The organism is Sphingomonas sp. PP-CC-1A-547 (assembly GCF_003610375.1).
Taxonomy (GTDB): Bacteria; Pseudomonadota; Alphaproteobacteria; order Sphingomonadales; family Sphingomonadaceae; genus Sphingomonas.
Genome location: NZ_RAPZ01000011.1, coordinates 35,699 through 54,063, shown reverse-complemented (window position 1 = coordinate 54,063; position 18,365 = coordinate 35,699). Strand labels below are relative to the sequence as shown.

The window sequence follows — 18,365 nt, the reverse complement described above, 5'->3', positions numbered from 1 at the left end:
CGGCCTTCGCCGGGGTGGTATTGTTCCTCGGGTGGAAGCGTCACACCCCGAAGATCACCTGCTTCCCTTACTCCGCCGCCTGCGCCAGCGGGGCCGGGTCCTTCCAGACCAATACTGGTTTCCGTGCCGCGAGCGTCTCGTCGAGGCGGGCGCGGGGGGCGAAATGCGGCGCGGTCTTGAGGCTCGGATCGCCGGCCTTGGCGCGTTCGGCGACCGAGCGGAGCGCGGCGATGAACTGGTCTAGCGCCGCCTTCGATTCGGTCTCGGTCGGCTCGACCAGCATCGCGCCGTGGACGACGAGCGGGAAATACATCGTCATCGGGTGGAAGCCCTCGTCGATCAGGCCCTTCGCGATGTCGATCGTCGAGAAGCCGGCGGCGAGGCCCGAGTCCGAGAATAGCGCCTCGTGCATGCACGGACCCGACGGGCCGAACGGCGCGTCGAGCGTGTCGTCGAGGCTGCGCAGGATGTAGTTCGCATTGAGCACCGCATCCTCCGACACTTGGCGCAGGCCGTCAGCGCCGTGGCTGAGGATGTAGGTCAGCGCGCGCGTGAACATGCCCATCTGGCCGTGGAACGCGACCATTCGGCCGAAGCTGCCGGCGTGATGTTCGCCTGCGGTTTCTTCCTCGACGAGGACGAACTGGCCGTCCTGGTTCTCGACGAAGGGGAGCGGTGCGTAGGGGGTCAAAGCTTCCGAGAACACCACCGGGCCTGAACCTGGACCGCCACCGCCATGGGGCGTCGAGAAGGTCTTGTGCAGGTTGATGTGCATCGCATCGATGCCGAGATCGCCCGGGCGCACGCGACCGACGATCGCGTTGAAGTTCGCGCCGTCGCAATAGACGAAGCCGCCCGCCGCGTGCACAGCATCGGAGATCTCGCGCATGTCGCGCTCGAACAGGCCGCACGTGTTGGGGTTGGTGATCATCACGCCGGCGACGTCGGGGCCGAGCCGGGCCTTCAGCGCGGCGGTGTCGACGCGACCTTCGGCGGTGGCGGGGATGTCCTCGACGCTATAGCCGGCGAACGCTGCGGTGGCGGGGTTGGTGCCGTGTGCGCTCTCAGGGACGAGAATGATTTTCCGCGCGCCTTCGCCCTTGGCTTCGAGTGCGGCGCGGATCGCCAGGATGCCACAGAGTTCGCCATGTGCGCCGGCCTTGGGGCTCATTGCGACCGAAGTCATGCCGGTGAGCGTGACGAGCCAGTGCGCGAGCTGGTGGATGACTTCCAATGCGCCCTGCACCGTGTCGACCGGTTGGAGCGGGTGGACGTCGGAAAACCCGGGGAGCCGCGCCATCTTCTCGTTGAGGCGCGGGTTGTGCTTCATGGTGCAACTGCCGAGCGGGAAGAAGCCGAGGTCGATGCCGTAGTTCTGGCGCGACAGGCGGGTGTAGTGGCGGACGGTTTCCGGTTCGGAGAGGCCGGGGAGGCCGATGGGTGCGGTGCGGAGCAACCCGCCCAGCTTGTTTTCCTGCGAACGCAGGAATCCAGGGCCATGATCGGAGTCCTTGGTACCCTGGGCTCCTGCGTTCGCAGGAGAACCGAAGGTGTCGAAATCTACGCCTGTCGTCTCGCCGTCGCCGATCTCGAAGATCAGTGCTTCTTCCAGCATCAGCGCCTTGTTGCCGGTTATCGATGCGGGGACGTTGCCCGTGTTCGCCTCGGGCGAGGTCGGGCGCCAGCCGCTCTGGTTGATGCTCATGCCAGTATCTCCTGGAGTGCGGACGCAAGCGTTTCGACGTCCTCCGCGGTGGTCGTTTCCGTCACGGCGACGACGAGGCCGTTCGCGAGGGCGTTCTGGCCGGGGTAAAGACGCCCGAGCGACACGCCGGCGAGGATACCGCGATCCGCGAGCGTGCGGACGACGGGGCGGGCTTCGACGGGCAACTTCAGCGTGAACTCGTTGAAGAAGCTGTCGTTGACGAGTTCGACGCCGGGGATCTGCGACAAGCGCTCGGCGGCGGACACCGCGCCTGCGTGGTTCACTTCGGCCAACTGGCGCAGACCGGCTTCGCCGAGCAGCGTCATGTGGATCGAGAAGGCCAGCGCGCAGAGCCCTGAGTTGGTGCAGATGTTCGACGTCGCCTTTTCGCGGCGGATATGCTGCTCGCGGGTCGACAGCGTGAGGACGAACCCGCGGCGGCCGTCCGCGTCGACGGTCTCTCCGCAGAGGCGACCGGGCATCTGGCGGACGTATTTGTCCTTGCAGCCGAACAGGCCGACATACGGCCCGCCGAACTGGAGGCCGACGCCGAGCGACTGGCCTTCGCCGACGACGATGTCCGCGTCCATCTCGCCGGGCGAGGTGATCGCGCCGAGCGCGACCGGCTCGGTGACGACCGCGATCAGCAGCGCCTTCTTCGCGTGGCACGCATCCGCGAGCGGGCGCAGGTCGGCGATGCGGCCGAGTATGTCGGGGTACTGGACGACGACGCACGACGTGTCGTCGTCGATCTTCGCGATCAGCTGGTCGATATCCATGTCGGCGACCAGTTCGGGCGCGGTCGTGTCGAGCACGTCGCCGGTGAACTTCGCCATCGTGTTGGCGACCGAGACGTAATGCGGGTGGAGACCCGACGACAGGATCGCACGCCCACGCTTGGTGATGCGACGCGCCATCACGATCGCTTCCCAGCATGCGGTCGAGCCGTCGTACATCGAGGCGTTGGCGACGTCGGTGCCGAGCAGCCGTGCGACCTGCGTCTGGAACTCGAACAGCATCTGCAGCGTGCCCTGCGCGATTTCGGGCTGGTACGGCGTGTAGGCGGTGAGGAACTCGCCGCGCTGGATCAGGTGATCGACCGACGCGGGGACGTGATGCTTGTACGCGCCGCAGCCGAGGAAGAACGGTGCTTCGCCGGCGGTGAGGTTCTTCTTGGCGAGCGCCGACATGTGGCGTTCGACCGCCATTTCGGAGGCGTGCATCGGCAGGTCGCGGACCGGGCCGTCAAGGCGGGCGGCTTCGGGCACGTCGACGAACAGGTCGTCGATGGTCGCGGCGCCGATGACGGCGAGCATTTCCGCACGGTCGGGCTGGGTCAGGGGAAGGTAGCGCATTCTAGTCTCCTCCCCTCCCGTTCACGGGAGGGGTCGGGGGAGGGAATGAGACGGGGAACGACTGTATCAGCCCCTCCCCCGACCCCTCCCGCAAGCGGGAGGGGAGCAGTTAGATCAGAGCCCTTCGACGAAGGCTGCGTAGGCGGCTTCGTCCATCAGGCTGTCGAGTTCGCTCGGGTCGCTGAGCGTCAGCTTGAAGAACCAGCCGGCCGCTTCGGCGTCCGAGTTCACCAGGCTGGAGTCATCGGTCAAAGCCGCGTTGCCCTCGGTCACGGTGCCCGAGACCGGAGAATAGACGTCCGACGCGGCCTTGACCGACTCGACGACCGCGGCTTCGTCGCCCTTCGACAAGGTCTTGCCGGCTTCGGGGACGTCGACGAACACGACGTCGCCGAGCTGGCTCTGCGCGTATTCGGAGATGCCGACGGTGCCGATGTCACCATCGACGTCGACCCATTCATGATCCTGCGTGAAGTAACGGCTCATATCACTTGGCTCCTGCGCGGACGTAGCGGTGGGGAATGAAGGGCATCGCGGTGACGGTGGCGGTGTGGACCTTGCCGCGTTGCGCGATCTCGATGCGGGTGCCTGGCGTCGACAGCGCGAGCGGCACATAGGCCATCGCGATCGGCTTCCCGAGGGTGGGTGCGAAACCACCGCTGGTGAGGCGGCCGATCGTCGCGCCGGTGTCGTCGATCACTTCGGCGCCTTCGCGCGCGGGCTGGCGCCCCTCGACGATCAGGCCGACGCGCTTGGTGGCGGGGCCGTGCTCGCGCTGGGTGAGGATACGCTCGGCACCGGGGAAGTCGGCGGCTTCGCGGCGGCGCTTCGACAGCGCGAAACCGAGGTCGGCCATGACCGGCGTGATCTCGGGATCGAGGTCGTGACCGTAGAGCGGCAAACCGGCTTCGAGTCGCAGCGAGTCGCGTGCGCCGAGGCCGATAGGCTTGATCTCCGGAAGCGCGAGCAGCGCGTCGGCGAACGCGACGGCGTGTTCGGCGGGGAGCGAAATCTCGACGCCGTCCTCGCCGGTGTAGCCCGAGCGGCTGACCCAGAGCGGGACGTCGTTCCAGTGGAACGCACCGGCGGTCATGAACACGAGGCCGTCGACTTCGGGGACGATCCGCGCGACCGCCTCGACCGCCTTGGGGCCCTGCACTGCAAGCAATGCCTGGTCTTCGAGGATGTTGATCGTGACGTCGTCGGGCAGATGCTCGATCAGGTAGCTGATGTCGTCGTACTTGGTCGCACCGTTGACGACGACGTAGAAGCTGCCGCTGGCGGTCGGCGACGGGTGGAGCGGGTCGTATGCCTCGGGCTCGACGTCCTGCGCGGCGAAAGGCGAAGGCTGATCGTCGGGAAGGCGCGTGGCCATCAGGTCGTCGAGGATGCCGCCGTCCTGCGCGAGCAGCAGCGAATAGCGCATCTTGCCCTCGGCGAGACCAGCGATATCGCCCGGCAGGACGGTTTCGAGCGCGTGCGCCACGCCTTCGCCGGAAAAGACGAGCTGGCCCATGTGGCTGACGTCGAACAGGCCGGCCGAGTCGCGCGTCCAGGCGTGTTCGGCCATGATGCCCTCATACTGGATCGGCATCTCGTAGCCGGCGAACTCGACCATCCGCGCGCCCTGTGCGCGGTGCCACGCGTCGAGCGGCAAGGGCAGGATCTCGGGCTCGACGTAATCGTCCGCCTGGTCGATGATGCTGGCGTAATCGCGCAGTTCTGGGTCGCTCATGGTCGTCTCCGTCGAAGGGGCGCGCGGCACCAATGGGTGCAACGATCCGAACCCCCTCTGTCACGGGACCTGAGAGCTTTCGCGCCGGACTTGTCCAGCGCTTACCCCTTCGGTGGCCCTCGACTCGCGTCAGGACGCTTTCCAGAGTGTCGATCAGCCCCGCGCGGTCTCTGGTGCCTGAGAGATTCCGGGGTGGTTGCTCCTTCGGCGGTTCCATCAGCCCTGAAAGGACCGGAAACGCTCTCCCGCGCGGTGCCATGCCGGTTGCCCGACATCGACGCCGCGAGTTGTGACGCGGCGCACAATCTTAGTCAATCGAGGGTTGTGTGCGGCGGAAAGAAATCGGCGTTCGCCGCCTACCATACGCACCACCCCGGCGAAGGCCGGGGCCCAATTGGAAAGGTCGCCGTAACGGAGGAGCGCGCCTCAGTTACCTCCGTCCCCCAATTGGGCCCCGGCCTTCGCCGGGGTGGTATATTGGTGTTGGGTTTGCTCTTCGAATGCGAAGCCGATTACTCGACCGTCACGCTCTTCGCCAGATTCCGCGGCTGGTCGACGTCCGTGCCCTTCAGCACCGCAACGTGATACGCGAGCAACTGGACCGGTACCGCGTACACCAAAGGCGCGATCAGCGGGTGAACCTTGGGCATGGTGATCGTCGCCATGCATCCTTCGCCGGCGGCCTGGATCCCGTCGTAATCCGAGATCAGCACGACCTTGCCGCCGCGCGCCATGACTTCCTGCATGTTGCTGACGGTCTTGTCGAACAGCGGCCCCGACGGCGCGATGACGATGACTGGGACATGCTCGTCGATCAATGCGATCGGACCGTGCTTCATCTCGCCCGCGGCATAGCCCTCGGCATGGATGTAGCTGATTTCCTTCAGCTTCAGCGCGCCCTCGAGCGCCAGCGGGTAATCGGTGCCGCGGCCGAGATACAGCACGTCGCGCGCGCCGGCGATGTTGTGCGCCATCGCCTCGATCGCCTCGTCATACGCCAGCGCACCATTGAGCGCGGCGGGCGCCTCAGCGAGGTGGCGGACAATCTCGCGCTCCTGGTCCCTCGTCAGCAAGCCCTTCGCGCGCGCTAGGTTGGCAGCAAGTGCGGCAAGCACAGCGAGCTGGCAGGTAAACGCCTTGGTCGAAGCCACACCAATTTCCGGCCCCGCGTGCGTCGGCAGCAGCAGATCGGCCTCGCGCGCCATCGTGCTGGTCGGCACGTTGACGACGACCGCGATCTTCTGGCCCTCGGCCTTGGCGTGGCGCAGCGCCGCGAGCGTGTCCGCGGTCTCGCCCGACTGCGAGATGAAGAGAGCGAGGCCGCCCTCCTCCATCACCGGCTCGCGGTAGCGGAACTCGGATGCGACATCGAGGTCGACGGGGACGCGCGCGAACTGTTCGAACCAGTATTTGGCGACCATGCCCGCGTAGAAGCTCGTCCCGCACGCTACGATGGTGACGCGCTTAATCGTCGACAGGTCGAACTCGGGGATCGGCAGCGTGATCTCGCCTTCCATCCGCTTCAGATACGAGCGCAGCGTCTGAGCGACGACGATCGGTTGCTCGTAGATTTCCTTGAGCATGTAATGCTTGTGGTTGCCCTTCGAGATCACGTCGCCGGTGATCCCAGAAATCGTGATAGCGCGCTCCACGGGTGCGTTGTCGCGGTCGTAGACCTGCGCGCCGTCGCGGGTCAGAACGACCCAGTCGCCCTCGTCGAGATACGCGATCCGCTGCGTCAGCGGCGCGAGCGCGAGTGCGTCGGAGCCGAGATACATCTCGCCCTCGCCGTGGCCGACAACCAAAGGCGAACCGAGCCGCGCGCCGATCAGGAGATCGGGATGCTGGCGGAACAGGATGGCGAGCGCGAACGCACCGTGAAGGCGCGGCAGGATCTCGCGGACCGCCGACACGGGGTCCATCCCCGCCTCGACTTTTTCACTCACCAGATGCGCGACGACCTCGGTGTCGGTCTCGCTGGTGAACATCCGGCCGCGCGCGATCAGTTCGTCGCGCAGCGGCTTGAAGTTCTCGATGATGCCGTTGTGGACCACCGCGACTTCGCCGGTGGCGTGCGGATGCGCGTTGTTGGTGGTCGGGCCGCCATGTGTCGCCCAGCGAGTGTGCGCGATACCGGTCTTGCCGGGCAGCGGATGCGCGGCGAGTTCGTTCGCCAGATTGACCAGCTTGCCCGACGCGCGCCGGCGCTCGATCGCGCCGTCATTGTCGGTCGCGATGCCGGCCGAGTCATAGCCGCGATATTCGAGCCGCTTCAGGCCGTCGAGCAGCCGGCCCGCGACGTCTTCGCCGCTAAGAATTCCAACGATGCCACACATTCGATTTACTCCAGAAACGCATTATCGAGCAGCCTTGCGGGCTATCATTTTCTCACGGAACCGCCCCGCCCAACCAGGTTTGGCGATCTGCGCCGGGCGTACCAGCGCAAGTGCGTCTGCGTCGACATCGGCGGTCACGACCGAGCCTGCCGCGACGATCGCGCCGGCGCCGATATTCACGGGCGCGACCAAGGCCGAGTTCGAGCCGATGAACGCCCCCTCGCCGACGACCGTGCGGTATTTGAAATAACCGTCGTAATTGCAGGTGATCGTGCCCGCGCCGATGTTCGCGCCCGCGCCGATGTCCGCGTCGCCGATATAGCTAAGGTGGCTGACCTTCGCGCCTTCGCCAATGATCGCCTTCTTGATCTCGACGAAATTGCCGACCTTGGCGTCCGCGTGCAGATCCGCGCCGGGGCGGAGGCGGGCGAACGGACCGACGTTGGCGCCCTTGCCGACGATCGCGCCCTCGACATGGCTGAAAGCATGGATCGTCGCGCCGTCAGCGATGCGCGCGCCGGGGCCGAAGACGACGTTGGGTTCGATCACGACGTCGCGACCGAGTTGCGTGTCGTGCGAGAACCAGACGGTTTCCGGGGCGATCAACGTCGCGCCGTCGACCATCGCCTGCACGCGACGCGCGGCCTGCCATGAGGCCTCGACACCAGCGAGTTCGCCGCGGCTGTTGACGCCGGCGACCTCGTCCGCGCCAGTTTCGATGACCGCGGACGATCGGCCGGCGGTTGCGGCAAGCTCGACGATATCGGTAAGGTAATATTCGCCCGCCGCATTGTCGTTGCCGAGCCGGTCGAGCAACAAGAACAGGTCGGTCGAGCGCACCGCCATAAGCCCGGAGTTGCACAGCGTCACCGCGCGTTCCGCCTCGGATGCGTCCTTATACTCGACGATCCGGTCCATCCGGCCCGCAGCGTCGGCGATCACGCGACCATAGGCGCCGGGATTTTCGGGGCGAAAGCCGAGCACGACGACGGCGGGCGTGTCGTCGGCGTGCAACCGGTCGATCATCCGCTGCATCGTCGTGGCGGTGACCAAAGGCACATCGCCGTACAGGATCAGCACGTCGCCCTCGAACCCGTCCAGCGCCGCGCGCGCCTGCGCGACCGCATGGCCGGTGCCGAGTTGCTCCGCCTGGAGCGCGGTGGCGATGCCGAGCGGTGCGACCGCCGCCTCGACCTGTTCACGCCCTGCCCCCGTCACGACGACGGTCTTCGCCGGCTGCAACGCCGCCGCGCTTGCGACGAGATGCAGCAGCATCGGCCGCCCGGCGATCGGGTGAAGCACCTTGTGAAGATCGGATTTCATCCGCGTCCCCTTGCCGGCGGCGAGGATCACGACTGCGATGGGGTGGGCCGGAATCGGTTGGTCGATGGAATGCGTCGTCATGGAAGGATCGCTGCCACGAAAGCCTTGCCAATTCCATAGTCTCGCTGGCAGGCCCGCACCCAATGACGCATTTTTTATTCGATATCGTCGGGTTCGACCTCGACGGCACGTTGCTCGACACGAGCGGCGACCTAGCCGCCGCGGTCAACCACGCGCTCGCTACGGTCGGTCGCCCGCCCCTTACCGTCGAGCAGGTCAAGCCGATGATCGGCGGCGGCGCGCGGCACATGCTAAAGCAGGGCCTGACCGCGACCGGCGGCTATGACGAGCCGATGCTCGACACGCTGCATGCCGATCTGCTCGCTTATTACGAGGCGAATATCTGTGTGCTGACAAAGCCTTACCCAGGTGTGATCGACGCGCTGGACGCTTTGGCTGTGAAGGGCGTGACGCTGGGGATCGTCACCAACAAGATCGAACGGTTCGCGCGGACCGTGCTGAGCGAACTCGGACTGACCGATCGATTTGCCTGCATCCTGGGCGGCGATACGATGGCGGAGTCGAAGCCGTCGCCAATGCCGATCCACGAGATGGTGAAGCTGTGTCGTGAAAGCGGGGGCGGCGGAGACCGCGCGGCGTTCGTCGGCGATTCGATCTTCGACATCCAGGCGGGGCAAGCAGCAGGCCTGCCGACGATCGCGTGCAGCTTCGGTTTTCTGATGCAGCCCGTAGCAGAGCTTGGCGCCGACGCGGTGATCGACGGTTTCGACGAACTCGTCCCGACGCTCGAAAGGCTCGGCGCATGAACCGGACGACGCTCACGCGCGTTGCGCTGGTCGTGGCGATCGTGTTCGCGGTGACGATGGCGCTGCTGCCGAAGCCGCCGCACATGCCGATCGACCAGTTCGGCGACAAGTTCGGCCATATGCTCGCGTTTGCGACGATGGCGCTGCTGGCGGCGCTGTCGTTTCCGACCGCGCGGCTGTTCCGGATCGGCGAGAGGCTGTCGTTCCTCGGCGCGATGATCGAGGTCCTGCAGGCCATCCCATCGCTGCACCGCGATTGCGACATCTACGACTGGATCGCCGATACGCTGGCGATCACGGTCGTGTTGCTGATCGTCTGGGCCGTCCGACGCAGGCGTGGCGCACGTCTTAATTAAGCCTTGCGCCACTTCGTCCACAAATGGCGCGCGAGCATCGCTAGCGGCATACGCAGCCAGTGCGAGCGGACGTAGAAGGCCAGCCGGGTGATCGGTCGGGTCGGCCTGCCCCAGCCGTCGCGTGCGGTGATGCGCCGTATGTAGAGGCGATCGGCCCCGCGCGCGGTTCCTTCGGCGAAAAGCGCATCGACGAGGCGCAAGGACCGGGCCACTTCGCGGGATAGGCCGTGACGTTCTGCCTCCTCGTCGAGGCCGTCGGTGCCGAACTCCTCGATCAGACAGCGGATGTCCCACAGGTTGCGGAGCCCGCCGGCGAGGTCTCCATCGGCGAACAGATGCGCCGCCGCGTGTATAAGCATTCCGTTGGGGGAGAGTATCCGCAGGCCGTTTTCCAGTGTGAAACTCCCGGCGATTAGCGCCGCCGCATCAGGCGTGATCCGCGCGGTCAGTGGCAGGATGGTATGGTGGACGTCGATCATCCGGTCGCGCTCACGGTGGATCAGCGGCGGGAGTTCGTGCATCCAGCGGCGATAATAGACATCGTCATACGGGTCGGGCTTCACCCATTCCCAGCCAGCCGCGAGCAGCGCCGTCTCGACCGCGTCGATCGATGCGCGGGGCACAAGGATGTCGAGGTCGCCGATCGACCGCCCTTGCCCTGCCGACAAACCCGCCGCGACGAACGCGGTGCCCTTCAGCAGGATGACCGGGCAGTCGACCGCGGACAGCGCACGCCGGGCCATCTCGGCCTCCCAGAGCGCGGCGCGGCGGCCGTGTTCGGCAGCGGCGCTTGCGTCGGCGAGGATAACCTTCACGCCTTCCGGCATCGGCAGGCCGTCGAGACGCATTGCCAGCGTACCGATCAACTGCTCCGCTCGCGCCATCGTCAGCAGTGCGGTCCAGCCGTCCGCATCGAGCCCGACGATGCTGGCCGGATCGGCGAGCGCGCAGGCGAGGATGCGAGCGTCGCTCACAGCGCGGACCATAGCGCCTCGACCTGCTCGATCGCGCTTGCCCCGTCCGGATAATCGATCGCGACCGAAGGGACGTCGGCGATCAGGCCCGTCAAAGCGCGAAAGCCGGCCTCGCCCAGCGCGACGTAATTCGTCGAGGCCTGCGTCATGCGAACGAACGCCTCGGCCGGTGGCACCGGTCGCGTCTCCGCCTCGAAACCATAGCGCGGAAACACCAGCAGCGCGGGCGTTGCGGGCACATCCATCGCCGCGATCGCACGTGCATCAGGGACCATGTGGCGGATGTCGCCTTTCGGCGTCGCTGGCATCAGCGGCCCCATCCGCGCATCAGGCCACGCTGTCTCGGCCGTAGCGATCGCTTCGTTCTTGAGACTGATCTGTCGCGGGAACGCGTGGATCAGCCCGGTCGCGGGATCGAGCAACGCGAACTCGTCCCCCATGAACCGCCAGCCCTTTGCGGCCAACAGCGTCGCGAGCGTCGATTTCCCTGCGCCCGAGATGCCGGTCATCAACAGGGCACGACCATCGCGCTCGACTGCGGACGCGTGAAGCAACAAATAGCGGCGGGCGCCCAGCGCCATCTGCAGGTTCATCGCCATCTCGGCTGCGAGCAATCCCTGACGGAGCGGCAGCGGTGCGGCTTCGGGAAGCATGTAGTCGCCACCGATCTCGACGGACGGGCGGATGATCCGTCGCCATGGACGCCGCGCAAACAGGCGCACGGTGAAATCGGGGATGCCGTCGTGCGGCTTCGGGTAATCGCGGTACAGGCTTTGGAGTTCGGCGATCGGCGCGCGCCAGTCGGAGCCGATGCGAAAGCCGACCGGGCCGATCCGAACGGAGAATGCGTGTCTCATGCCCGCTCGATCAGTCCGGCTTCGACGAGTTCTTCTAGCCGTGCCGCCAAAGCCTCACGCGTACCGTCATCGAGATCATAGTCCCGTCCAAGCCGCTCCAGGAGGACGTCCAGCGACGATGCTCCCTCGCCTAACACCGCCAGAATCTGCGGCGCGGGTTCGGTCAGTAAGTGCGTGATCCCCGACGCGCGATGATAGACCGCGGTGAATTCATCGAGCGGCGCGATCAGCAGGCCCCCGTCGGGCGGGCCCCGAAAGATCGTTTCCGACACGGCTTCAGCCGCGCGGCATCTGCAACGATGCGAAGCAGGTGAAGCCGCCCTGGCCGCGCTGCAACCGGCGGATATATTTGACGTACGCGCGGCTGCGGTCCGAATCGGTGCCGGGCAGCGTGCTGCCGCTCGCCATCGCGCGCTTGACCTCTTCGCCCTTGAACGCGCGCGTCGAGGGTGGGAATGCGCCCTTGGTACGCGCCGGTACGACGCCGCCGTTCGCATCAATATAGCTGCCGGCGCGGCCCGGATCGGGCACCGGAATCTCGCAGTTCAACACCGAACCCGCGGTCTGCGCGAGCGCCGGGCGAATTGACACTACCATGCCTGCGGTCACCGCTCCGAGCGCCAGCACGCGGCGACGCGATGGAACGCCGGCGTCGGTCTCCGCGGTTGCGACCGGGTCTTGGTTGAATTCGATGTCGTCCATGATGCCCCTGCTAGACCACAGCCCTTTCATAATCCTGAAGCGCTGACAACATCGCTGTACCGATGGGCGCGGGAGCGTGCCGGAGTAGGACGACTTCACACGCCGTTCGTTTCCGCGGTCGGCAAGTCGACGGCGCCAACAGACGATACCGGTTTGCATCGTGCCGCTGTATGGCGCTGCGCATGGACGTCGATTCCGTCCCAGGAGACCGCAATGCTTTCCGGATTTGGCCTGCGTACGTTTTGGGCGATCGTCGTGGTCGTCATCGCTGCCGTGGCGGTGTTCGCGCTCACGCATGACGTGCAGGGCGCGATCGTGGCTCTGGTCGGCGGGATCGCCGCCGCGCTGGTCGCTGCCGGCACCGGGGACGAGGCGCCTGCCCTGGACGACGCGACGAGCGTGTCGCCGTCCGTGCTCGACGACGTTCTCGATGCGATCGTCGCGCCGGTGATGCTCGTGGAGGACGGCCGCGTGGTGGTCGCCAATCGTGCCGCGCGGACGTTGCTCGGCGCGCATATCCTTGGCGAGGACGCGCGCGTTGCGATCCGCCACCCCGCCGCCGCCGAGCGCCTCGGGACGCCGGGGCCGATCGACGGCGAGCGGCCTATCGAGCTGGTCGGGCTTGGCACGCGTGATCAGCGCTGGGAAATGCTGCTCAGCGAGACGTCGGAGGGCCAGCGCATCGTCCACCTCGTCGACCAGACCGGCAACTACGCGGCCGAGCGGATGCGGATCGATTTCGTTGCCAATGCCAGCCACGAACTGCGCACGCCGCTGGCTTCGATCCTAGGGTTTATCGAGACGTTGCGCGACGAGGCGGGCGAGGATGCCGAGGTTCGTGCACGATTCTTGAAGGTGATGGACGACGAGGCGCGGCGGATGCAGCGGCTGGTCGAGGATCTGATCTCGCTGTCGCGCATCGAGGCGGAGAAGTTTCGCCTGCCCGACCAGGCGGTCGATTTCGCCCAGCTTGTCGAGGACACGCGCGAGGAACTCGCCGATGCGGCGGGCGATCGGGGACATGATCTGGTCGCGACGATCGATCCGAACCTTTCCTCGGTGTCGGGGGATCGGGTGCAGCTGTCGCAGATGCTCCACAACCTCATAGGCAACGCGATGAAATATGGGCGCGCAGGGACCCCAGTGACGATCGAACTGAAGCGCGACGATGCCGGAATGATCCGCCTGTCGATCCGCGACGAGGGCGACGGGATCGCGGCGGTGCACATCCCGCGGCTGACCGAGCGCTTCTATCGCGCGGATGCGGGACGCAGCCGGTCGCTAGGCGGGACGGGTCTCGGGCTGGCGATCGTCAAGCATATCGTCGAGCGGCACCGCGGTCGGCTCGATATCGCGAGTCAGGTCGGCGTCGGGACGGTGGTTTCCGTCATCCTGCCCCCGAGCGGTGGCGCGACCAAAGGCGCTGTCATAAAAGGGTAACCCAACTGTCACACAGGATCGTCTTAAGTACCGCTAAGGCCGGTGCATGACGGGAATTCTGGTGCAGCGGTTCGTTCTTCTAGGGGTGGTTGGGGCTCTGGCCGCGTGCGTCGATCAGGCGAACGGCGGCGGTGCGGGCTCGCGTGACCAGATCACCGCGGTCGGGTCGTCGACGGTCTATCCGTTCACGACGATGATCGCCGAGCAGCTCGTGGCCAACGATCCCGATGCGAAGGCGCCGGTGATCGAATCGACCGGGACCGGGGCGGGGATGAAGCTGTTCTGTGCGGGGGTCGGCGCGGCGCATCCCGATATCGAGGACGCGTCGCGGCGGATGAAGGCGAGCGAATACGCGACGTGCGCCAAGAATGGCGTGCGCGACGTGATCGAGATCCAGGTCGGGATCGACGGGATCGCCTTTGCCGAGGCGAAGAACGGCCCGAAGATGCAGCTGACGCCGACCGATCTCTACAAGGCGCTGGCCGCCAATCCGGGGGGCAAGGTGAACACGGCTCGGGTCTGGCGCGACGTGAACCCGGCGCTGCCGGCTGTGCCGATCCAGGTTTATGGGCCACCGGCGACGAGTGGCACGCGCGATGCGCTGGCCGAGCTGATCCTGACCAAGGGGTGCGAAGCGAGCGATCCTTCGGCCAAGGCGCTCGCGAAGTCGGATGCCGAGGCGCACAAGGCGCTGTGCACGCGGGTGCGCGAAGACGGCGTGTATGTCGATGCCGGCGAGAACGACAATCTGATCGTCCAGAAATTGCAGTCGAACCCGAATGCGATCGGCGTGTTCGGGTACAGCTATCTCGAAGAGAACAAGGACGACGTGAACGGGGTATCGATCTCGGGCGTCGCGCCGACCTATGCGACGATCGCGGACAATGCGTATCCGGGGTCTCGGCCGCTCTATATCTATGTGAAGAAGGCGCACCTGACCGCGATCCCGGGGTTGCGGAATTTGTTGAAGCTGTATGCGGCGAACTGGGGGGCTACGGGGCCGTTGGTGAAGCGGGGGCTGATTGCGTCGCCGGCGGCGGTTCAGGCGCGATCGGCGGCGATTATCGCGAATGAGACGGTGCTGGATCCGGCGGTGTTGTCGTGATGGGTGTTTCGTCCAACCGCACTCCCGTCCTAGTTCCCCCGCGGACGCGGGGGCCCAGGGGCCAAGCGCGCTATCCTGGCTTAGCTGGGCCCCCGCGTCCGCGGGGGAACGAGAGTCTTGCGATGCAGGCTGATCGTTTCACGACCGCCCCGGCTTCCGCCGGGGTGGTTGCTATAGGAGGACACGCCTGATGTCCCCCATCGCCCTCCTGTTCCTCGTCCTCGGCCTGGGCCTGATCGGCTGGCTCACCGCACGAGTCCGCGCCACGCGGTTCCGCGCCGGCAGCACCGTGCGGTTCAGCTCGCTGCCGTCGCATCACGGCTGGTACGTCGCGCTGTGGACCACGATCCCGCCGCTCGTCTTCCTTGTGATCTGGTCGATGACCGCGCCGGCGCTCGTCACCGATGCCGTGCTTGCCACGCCGGCCGCGATCCAGCTCCCGCCCCCCGGCTTCGACCGCGCCTCGATCCTGTCCGAAGCGCGCAGCCTCGCGGAAGGTCGCAGCTTCGGCGCGTTCCACGGGCTCGCCCGCACGCTCGCCCCGTCCTACGCGGCGGCACAATCGCGCTACGACTGGATCGCCACCGCCGCCGCGCTGCTGCTCGCCTTTGCCGGCGGCGCGTTCGCCTTCACCCGCGTCAAACCCGGGTTCGGTGCACGGACTCAGGTCGAGCGGGTCGTGATGCTGATGCTGCTCGGCGCATCGCTGATCGCGATCCTGACCACGGTCGGTATCGTCGCGTCGCTGCTGTACGAATCCGCGCGGTTCTTCTCGGTCGTGCCGATCACCGACTTCCTGTTCGGCACGCACTGGAGCCCGCAGGTGATTGATGGCCGCGATCCGGGTGCGTCGCTCGGCGCGGTGCCGTTGTTCTGGGGGACGTTCTTCATCGGCGCGGTGATCGCGATGATCGTCGCGATCCCGTTCGGGCTGATGAGCGCGATCTACCTCACGCAATATGCCGCGCCGAACACGCGCAAATGGATGAAGCCGATCCTCGAGGTGCTCGCGGGCGTGCCGACCGTCGTCTACGGCTATTTCGCCGCGCTGACCGTCGCGCCCGCGGTGCGTGACCTCGCCGTGTCGGTCGGGATCAGCTGGGCATCGTCGGAAAGCGCTCTCGCCGCCGGTCTCGTGATGGGCATCATGATCATCCCGTTCGTGTCGTCAATGGCGGATGACTCGATCGCCGCGGTCCCGTCGTCGATGCGCGATGGCAGCCTCGCGATGGGCGCGACCTCGTCGGAGACGATCCGCCGCGTGCTGCTCCCGGCCGCGCTGCCCGGTGTCGTCGGCGGCGTGCTGCTGGCGGTGTCGCGCGCGATCGGCGAGACGATGATCGTCGTAATGGCCGCGTCCGGCGTCGCCACACTGACGCTCAACCCGTTCGCCAGCACCACCACGGTCACCAAGCAGATCGTCGACCTGCTGACCGGCGAGGCCGAGTTCGACAGCCCCAAGACGCTCGCCGCGTTCGCGCTGGGTCTGACGCTGTTCGTGGTCACGCTACTCCTCAACATCGTCGCGCTGCGCGTCGTCAAACGGTACCGCGAAGCCTATGAGTGACACGCTCGTGCCCCAACTGCCCGTAAGTGCCGCGGAACCGGTGCGTCGCGTCCCGACCGACTGGACGACGCAGGCGATGCAATCGCGCATCCGCCGTCGCTATGCATCCGAGCGCCGCTTCCGCTTCGCCGGGCTAGCCGCGGTGTGGCTGTCCGCCGCCTTCCTCGCCTATCTGCTGATCACGATGGTGATGCAGGGCGCAAGCGGGTTCGTCGAAACGCGCGTGTCGCTTCCGATCGATCTCGCCGCCGCCAAGCTGCCGATCGAGCCCGCCCGCCTCGTCGGTCGCGGCGCCGATCTCGCGCTTGCCGGTGCAGGTCTCGAAGGCACCGTCGACCTCGCCGCGACCAAGGCGTTCGGCAAGGACGGCGCCGACCTGCTTTCCGACGGCGCCTGGGCGGTGGTCCGCGATGCGATCAAGGCCGACCCGTCGCTGCTCCAGCGCAAGACCGTGTTCGAGGTCCCCGTCTCCAGCCCGATCGACGTCGCCGCCAAGGGCAATGGCACGCGCGGCGCCGAAGCGATCGTCGCGCGACTGAAGGCGAGCGGCGCGCTGACCCGCGGGTTCAACGCGAGCTTCCTCACCTCGGCGGACTCGACCGATGCGACCCGAGTCGGGATTTGGGGGGCGTTCAAGGGGTCGCTGTTGACGATGATCGTCACGTTGCTGCTGGCGTTCCCGATCGGCGTGCTGTCGGCGCTGTACCTCGAGGAATATGCGCCGAAGAACCGCTGGACCGACTTGATCGAGGTGTCGATCAACAACCTCGCCGCAGTGCCGTCGATCATCTTCGGCCTGCTAGGACTGGCCGTGTTCCTAGGCACGTTTGGGATGCCGCGCTCGGCACCTATTGTGGGCGGCCTGACGCTCGCGCTGATGACGATGCCCGTCATCGTCATCGCCGGGCGCAACGCGATCAAGGCGGTGCCGCCGTCGATCCGCGACGCCGCGCTCGGGATCGGTGCATCACCGGTGCAGGTCGTGTTCCACCACGTCCTGCCGCTCGCGCTGCCCGGTATCCTCACCGGCACGATCATCGGCATGGCGCGCGCGCTCGGCGAAACCGCGCCCCTGCTGATGATCGGCATGCGCGCGTTCATTGCAGCCCCGCCATCCGGGCTAAGCGATCCCGCGACCGTGCTGCCCGTCCAGATCTTTCTCTGGTCCGATCAGGTCAGCCGCGGCTTCGTCGAGAAGACCTCCGCCGCGATCATCGTCCTGCTCGTGTTCCTGCTCGCGATGAACGGCGTCGCGATCTACCTCCGCAACCGATTCGAGACCCGCTGGTGATGCCAAAACCTTTCAAGCCTCCCGTCCTCAAGATGACGGCGCGCAACGTCTCTGTCGCCTATGGCAGCAAGATCGCGATCAACGACGTCTCGATCGACGTCGATCAGGACGAGGTGGTCGCATTCATCGGCCCGTCGGGCTGCGGCAAGTCGACCTTCCTGCGCACGCTCAACCGCATGAACGACACCGTCGCCAGCGCGCGCGTCACCGGCGAGATCAAGCTCGACGGCCAGGACATCTATTCGCCCGACATGGACGTGGTGCAGCTCCGCGCCCGCGTCGGCATGGTGTTCCAGAAGCCCAACCCGTTCCCGAAATCGATCTACGAGAACGTCGCCTACGGACCGCGCATCCACGGGTTGGCGGGTGCGAAAGCGGATCTCGACCGGATCGTCGAGAAGTCGCTGCGCCGCGCCGGCCTGTGGGACGAGGTCAAGGATCGCCTCTCCGACAGCGGCACGGCGCTGTCGGGCGGCCAGCAGCAACGGCTCTGCATCGCGCGCGCGATCGCCGTCGATCCAGAGGTCATCCTGATGGACGAGCCGTGTTCGGCACTCGATCCGATCGCGACCGCCAAGATCGAGGAGCTGATCCACGAACTGCGCGGCCGCTATGCCATGGTGATCGTCACGCACAACATGCAGCAGGCCGCGCGCGTCAGCCAGAAGACCGCGTTCTTCCACCTCGGCACGCTGGTCGAATACGGCAACACCTCGGACATCTTCACCAATCCCCGCGAAGAGCGGACCAAGGATTACATCACCGGCCGTTACGGCTGAGTCGGGAAACGAC

The 18,365-nt window shown here is 66.4% G+C and carries 17 protein-coding genes and 1 riboswitch; of the genes, 7 read left to right on the top strand and 10 right to left on the bottom strand.

The features are described 5' to 3' along the window. Positions 1–67: 67 nt before the first annotated feature. The 6 genes from gcvPB to glmU form a co-directional block, all read right to left on the bottom strand. Entirely contained in the window at positions 68–1,705 is a 1,638-nt protein-coding gene (gene gcvPB / locus C8J39_RS06470; protein ID WP_120299802.1) for an aminomethyl-transferring glycine dehydrogenase subunit GcvPB, read from the bottom strand. Then, positions 1,702–3,060, bottom strand: coding sequence for an aminomethyl-transferring glycine dehydrogenase subunit GcvPA (gene gcvPA, locus C8J39_RS06465; RefSeq protein WP_120299801.1), 1,359 nt, complete (start codon positions 3,058–3,060; stop codon positions 1,702–1,704). Before gcvPA ends, gcvPB begins: the two co-directional genes overlap by 4 nt. Before the next feature lie 114 nt (positions 3,061–3,174). After that, the gene (gene gcvH, locus C8J39_RS06460) at positions 3,175–3,546 is read right to left on the bottom strand and encodes a glycine cleavage system protein GcvH (protein WP_060526638.1); all 372 of its coding nucleotides are present in this window, start codon (positions 3,544–3,546) and stop codon (positions 3,175–3,177) included. Between the two features lies 1 nt (position 3,547). Then, positions 3,548–4,795, bottom strand: a complete 1,248-nt coding sequence (gene gcvT / locus C8J39_RS06455) for a glycine cleavage system aminomethyltransferase GcvT (protein WP_120299800.1) — start codon at positions 4,793–4,795, stop codon at positions 3,548–3,550. 154 nt (positions 4,796–4,949) lie between these two features. Next, positions 4,950–5,053, bottom strand: a riboswitch (glycine riboswitch). Between the two features lie 254 nt (positions 5,054–5,307). Continuing rightward, positions 5,308–7,131 (bottom strand): glutamine--fructose-6-phosphate transaminase (isomerizing), encoded by a 1,824-nt coding sequence (glmS, locus tag C8J39_RS06450; RefSeq protein ID WP_120299799.1) that lies wholly within the window; start codon positions 7,129–7,131, stop codon positions 5,308–5,310. A gap of 21 nt (positions 7,132–7,152) precedes the next feature. Continuing rightward, entirely contained in the window at positions 7,153–8,535 is a 1,383-nt protein-coding gene (glmU, locus tag C8J39_RS06445) for a bifunctional UDP-N-acetylglucosamine diphosphorylase/glucosamine-1-phosphate N-acetyltransferase GlmU (protein ID WP_120299798.1), read from the bottom strand. A gap of 62 nt (positions 8,536–8,597) precedes the next feature. Here glmU and C8J39_RS06440 point away from each other — a divergent pair, with 62 nt between their 5' ends. Both C8J39_RS06440 and C8J39_RS06435 read left to right on the top strand, forming a co-directional pair. Then, a complete protein-coding gene (locus C8J39_RS06440; RefSeq protein WP_120299797.1) occupies positions 8,598–9,281 on the top strand; it encodes an HAD family hydrolase in 684 nt (227 codons plus the stop codon). Beyond that, entirely contained in the window at positions 9,278–9,637 is a 360-nt protein-coding gene (locus C8J39_RS06435; RefSeq protein WP_120299796.1) for a hypothetical protein, read from the top strand. Before C8J39_RS06440 ends, C8J39_RS06435 begins: the two co-directional genes overlap by 4 nt. On the opposite strand, the gene C8J39_RS06430 is transcribed toward C8J39_RS06435, so the two are convergent. From C8J39_RS06430 to C8J39_RS06415, 4 genes are read right to left on the bottom strand one after another with little or no spacing between them, the layout of a single operon-like run. Next, complete coding sequence (locus tag C8J39_RS06430) at positions 9,634–10,623, bottom strand: nucleotidyltransferase family protein (RefSeq protein WP_120299795.1); 990 nt, start codon at positions 10,621–10,623, stop codon at positions 9,634–9,636. The genes C8J39_RS06435 and C8J39_RS06430 overlap by 4 nt on opposite strands. After that, positions 10,608–11,468, bottom strand: a complete 861-nt coding sequence (locus C8J39_RS06425) for an HprK-related kinase A (protein WP_120299794.1) — start codon at positions 11,466–11,468, stop codon at positions 10,608–10,610. Before C8J39_RS06425 ends, C8J39_RS06430 begins: the two co-directional genes overlap by 16 nt. Then, positions 11,465–11,740 carry an HPr-rel-A system PqqD family peptide chaperone gene (locus C8J39_RS06420; protein WP_243649756.1) on the bottom strand — a complete coding sequence of 92 codons (276 nt, stop codon included), beginning with the start codon at positions 11,738–11,740 and terminating at the stop codon, positions 11,465–11,467. Before C8J39_RS06420 ends, C8J39_RS06425 begins: the two co-directional genes overlap by 4 nt. A gap of 4 nt (positions 11,741–11,744) precedes the next feature. Continuing rightward, on the bottom strand, positions 11,745–12,170 hold the full coding sequence (locus C8J39_RS06415; protein ID WP_120299793.1) for a hypothetical protein: 426 nt from the start codon (positions 12,168–12,170) through the stop codon (positions 11,745–11,747). Between the two features lie 213 nt (positions 12,171–12,383). Between C8J39_RS06415 and C8J39_RS06410 the strand changes: the two genes are divergently transcribed. From C8J39_RS06410 to pstB, 5 genes are all read left to right on the top strand, one after another. Continuing rightward, a complete protein-coding gene (locus tag C8J39_RS06410; protein WP_120299792.1) occupies positions 12,384–13,610 on the top strand; it encodes an ATP-binding protein in 1,227 nt (408 codons plus the stop codon). A 46-nt stretch (positions 13,611–13,656) separates the two neighbouring features. Beyond that, positions 13,657–14,715, top strand: coding sequence for a substrate-binding domain-containing protein (locus tag C8J39_RS06405; RefSeq protein ID WP_120299791.1), 1,059 nt, complete (start codon positions 13,657–13,659; stop codon positions 14,713–14,715). 190 nt (positions 14,716–14,905) lie between these two features. Continuing rightward, complete coding sequence (pstC, locus tag C8J39_RS06400) at positions 14,906–16,282, top strand: phosphate ABC transporter permease subunit PstC (RefSeq protein WP_120299790.1); 1,377 nt, start codon at positions 14,906–14,908, stop codon at positions 16,280–16,282. Further along, positions 16,275–17,573, top strand: coding sequence for a phosphate ABC transporter permease PstA (pstA, locus tag C8J39_RS06395; RefSeq protein WP_120299789.1), 1,299 nt, complete (start codon positions 16,275–16,277; stop codon positions 17,571–17,573). The genes pstC and pstA overlap by 8 nt, the downstream gene beginning before the upstream one ends. Then, positions 17,573–18,352, top strand: a complete 780-nt coding sequence (gene pstB, locus C8J39_RS06390) for a phosphate ABC transporter ATP-binding protein PstB (protein ID WP_056051462.1) — start codon at positions 17,573–17,575, stop codon at positions 18,350–18,352. The genes pstA and pstB overlap by 1 nt, the downstream gene beginning before the upstream one ends. Positions 18,353–18,365 lie beyond the last annotated feature (13 nt).

What these genes read in the sequence shown, in the direction of transcription:
- gcvPB (WP_120299802.1), bottom strand. Translation starts at nt 1,705, where the DNA reads ATGAGCATCAACCAGAGCGGCTGGCGCCCGACCTCGCCCGAGGCGAAC.
- gcvPA (WP_120299801.1), bottom strand. Translation starts at nt 3,060, where the DNA reads ATGCGCTACCTTCCCCTGACCCAGCCCGACCGTGCGGAAATGCTCGCC.
- gcvH (WP_060526638.1), bottom strand. Translation starts at nt 3,546, where the DNA reads ATGAGCCGTTACTTCACGCAGGATCATGAATGGGTCGACGTCGATGGT.
- gcvT (WP_120299800.1), bottom strand. Translation starts at nt 4,795, where the DNA reads ATGAGCGACCCAGAACTGCGCGATTACGCCAGCATCATCGACCAGGCG.
- glmS (WP_120299799.1), bottom strand. Translation starts at nt 7,131, where the DNA reads ATGTGTGGCATCGTTGGAATTCTTAGCGGCGAAGACGTCGCGGGCCGG.
- glmU (WP_120299798.1), bottom strand. Translation starts at nt 8,535, where the DNA reads ATGACGACGCATTCCATCGACCAACCGATTCCGGCCCACCCCATCGCA.
- C8J39_RS06440 (WP_120299797.1), top strand. Translation starts at nt 8,598, where the DNA reads ATGACGCATTTTTTATTCGATATCGTCGGGTTCGACCTCGACGGCACG.
- C8J39_RS06435 (WP_120299796.1), top strand. Translation starts at nt 9,278, where the DNA reads ATGAACCGGACGACGCTCACGCGCGTTGCGCTGGTCGTGGCGATCGTG.
- C8J39_RS06430 (WP_120299795.1), bottom strand. Translation starts at nt 10,623, where the DNA reads ATGGTCCGCGCTGTGAGCGACGCTCGCATCCTCGCCTGCGCGCTCGCC.
- C8J39_RS06425 (WP_120299794.1), bottom strand. Translation starts at nt 11,468, where the DNA reads ATGAGACACGCATTCTCCGTTCGGATCGGCCCGGTCGGCTTTCGCATC.
- C8J39_RS06415 (WP_120299793.1), bottom strand. Translation starts at nt 12,170, where the DNA reads ATGGACGACATCGAATTCAACCAAGACCCGGTCGCAACCGCGGAGACC.
- C8J39_RS06410 (WP_120299792.1), top strand. Translation starts at nt 12,384, where the DNA reads ATGCTTTCCGGATTTGGCCTGCGTACGTTTTGGGCGATCGTCGTGGTC.
- C8J39_RS06405 (WP_120299791.1), top strand. Translation starts at nt 13,657, where the DNA reads ATGACGGGAATTCTGGTGCAGCGGTTCGTTCTTCTAGGGGTGGTTGGG.
- pstC (WP_120299790.1), top strand. Translation starts at nt 14,906, where the DNA reads ATGTCCCCCATCGCCCTCCTGTTCCTCGTCCTCGGCCTGGGCCTGATC.
- pstA (WP_120299789.1), top strand. Translation starts at nt 16,275, where the DNA reads ATGAGTGACACGCTCGTGCCCCAACTGCCCGTAAGTGCCGCGGAACCG.
- pstB (WP_056051462.1), top strand. Translation starts at nt 17,573, where the DNA reads ATGCCAAAACCTTTCAAGCCTCCCGTCCTCAAGATGACGGCGCGCAAC.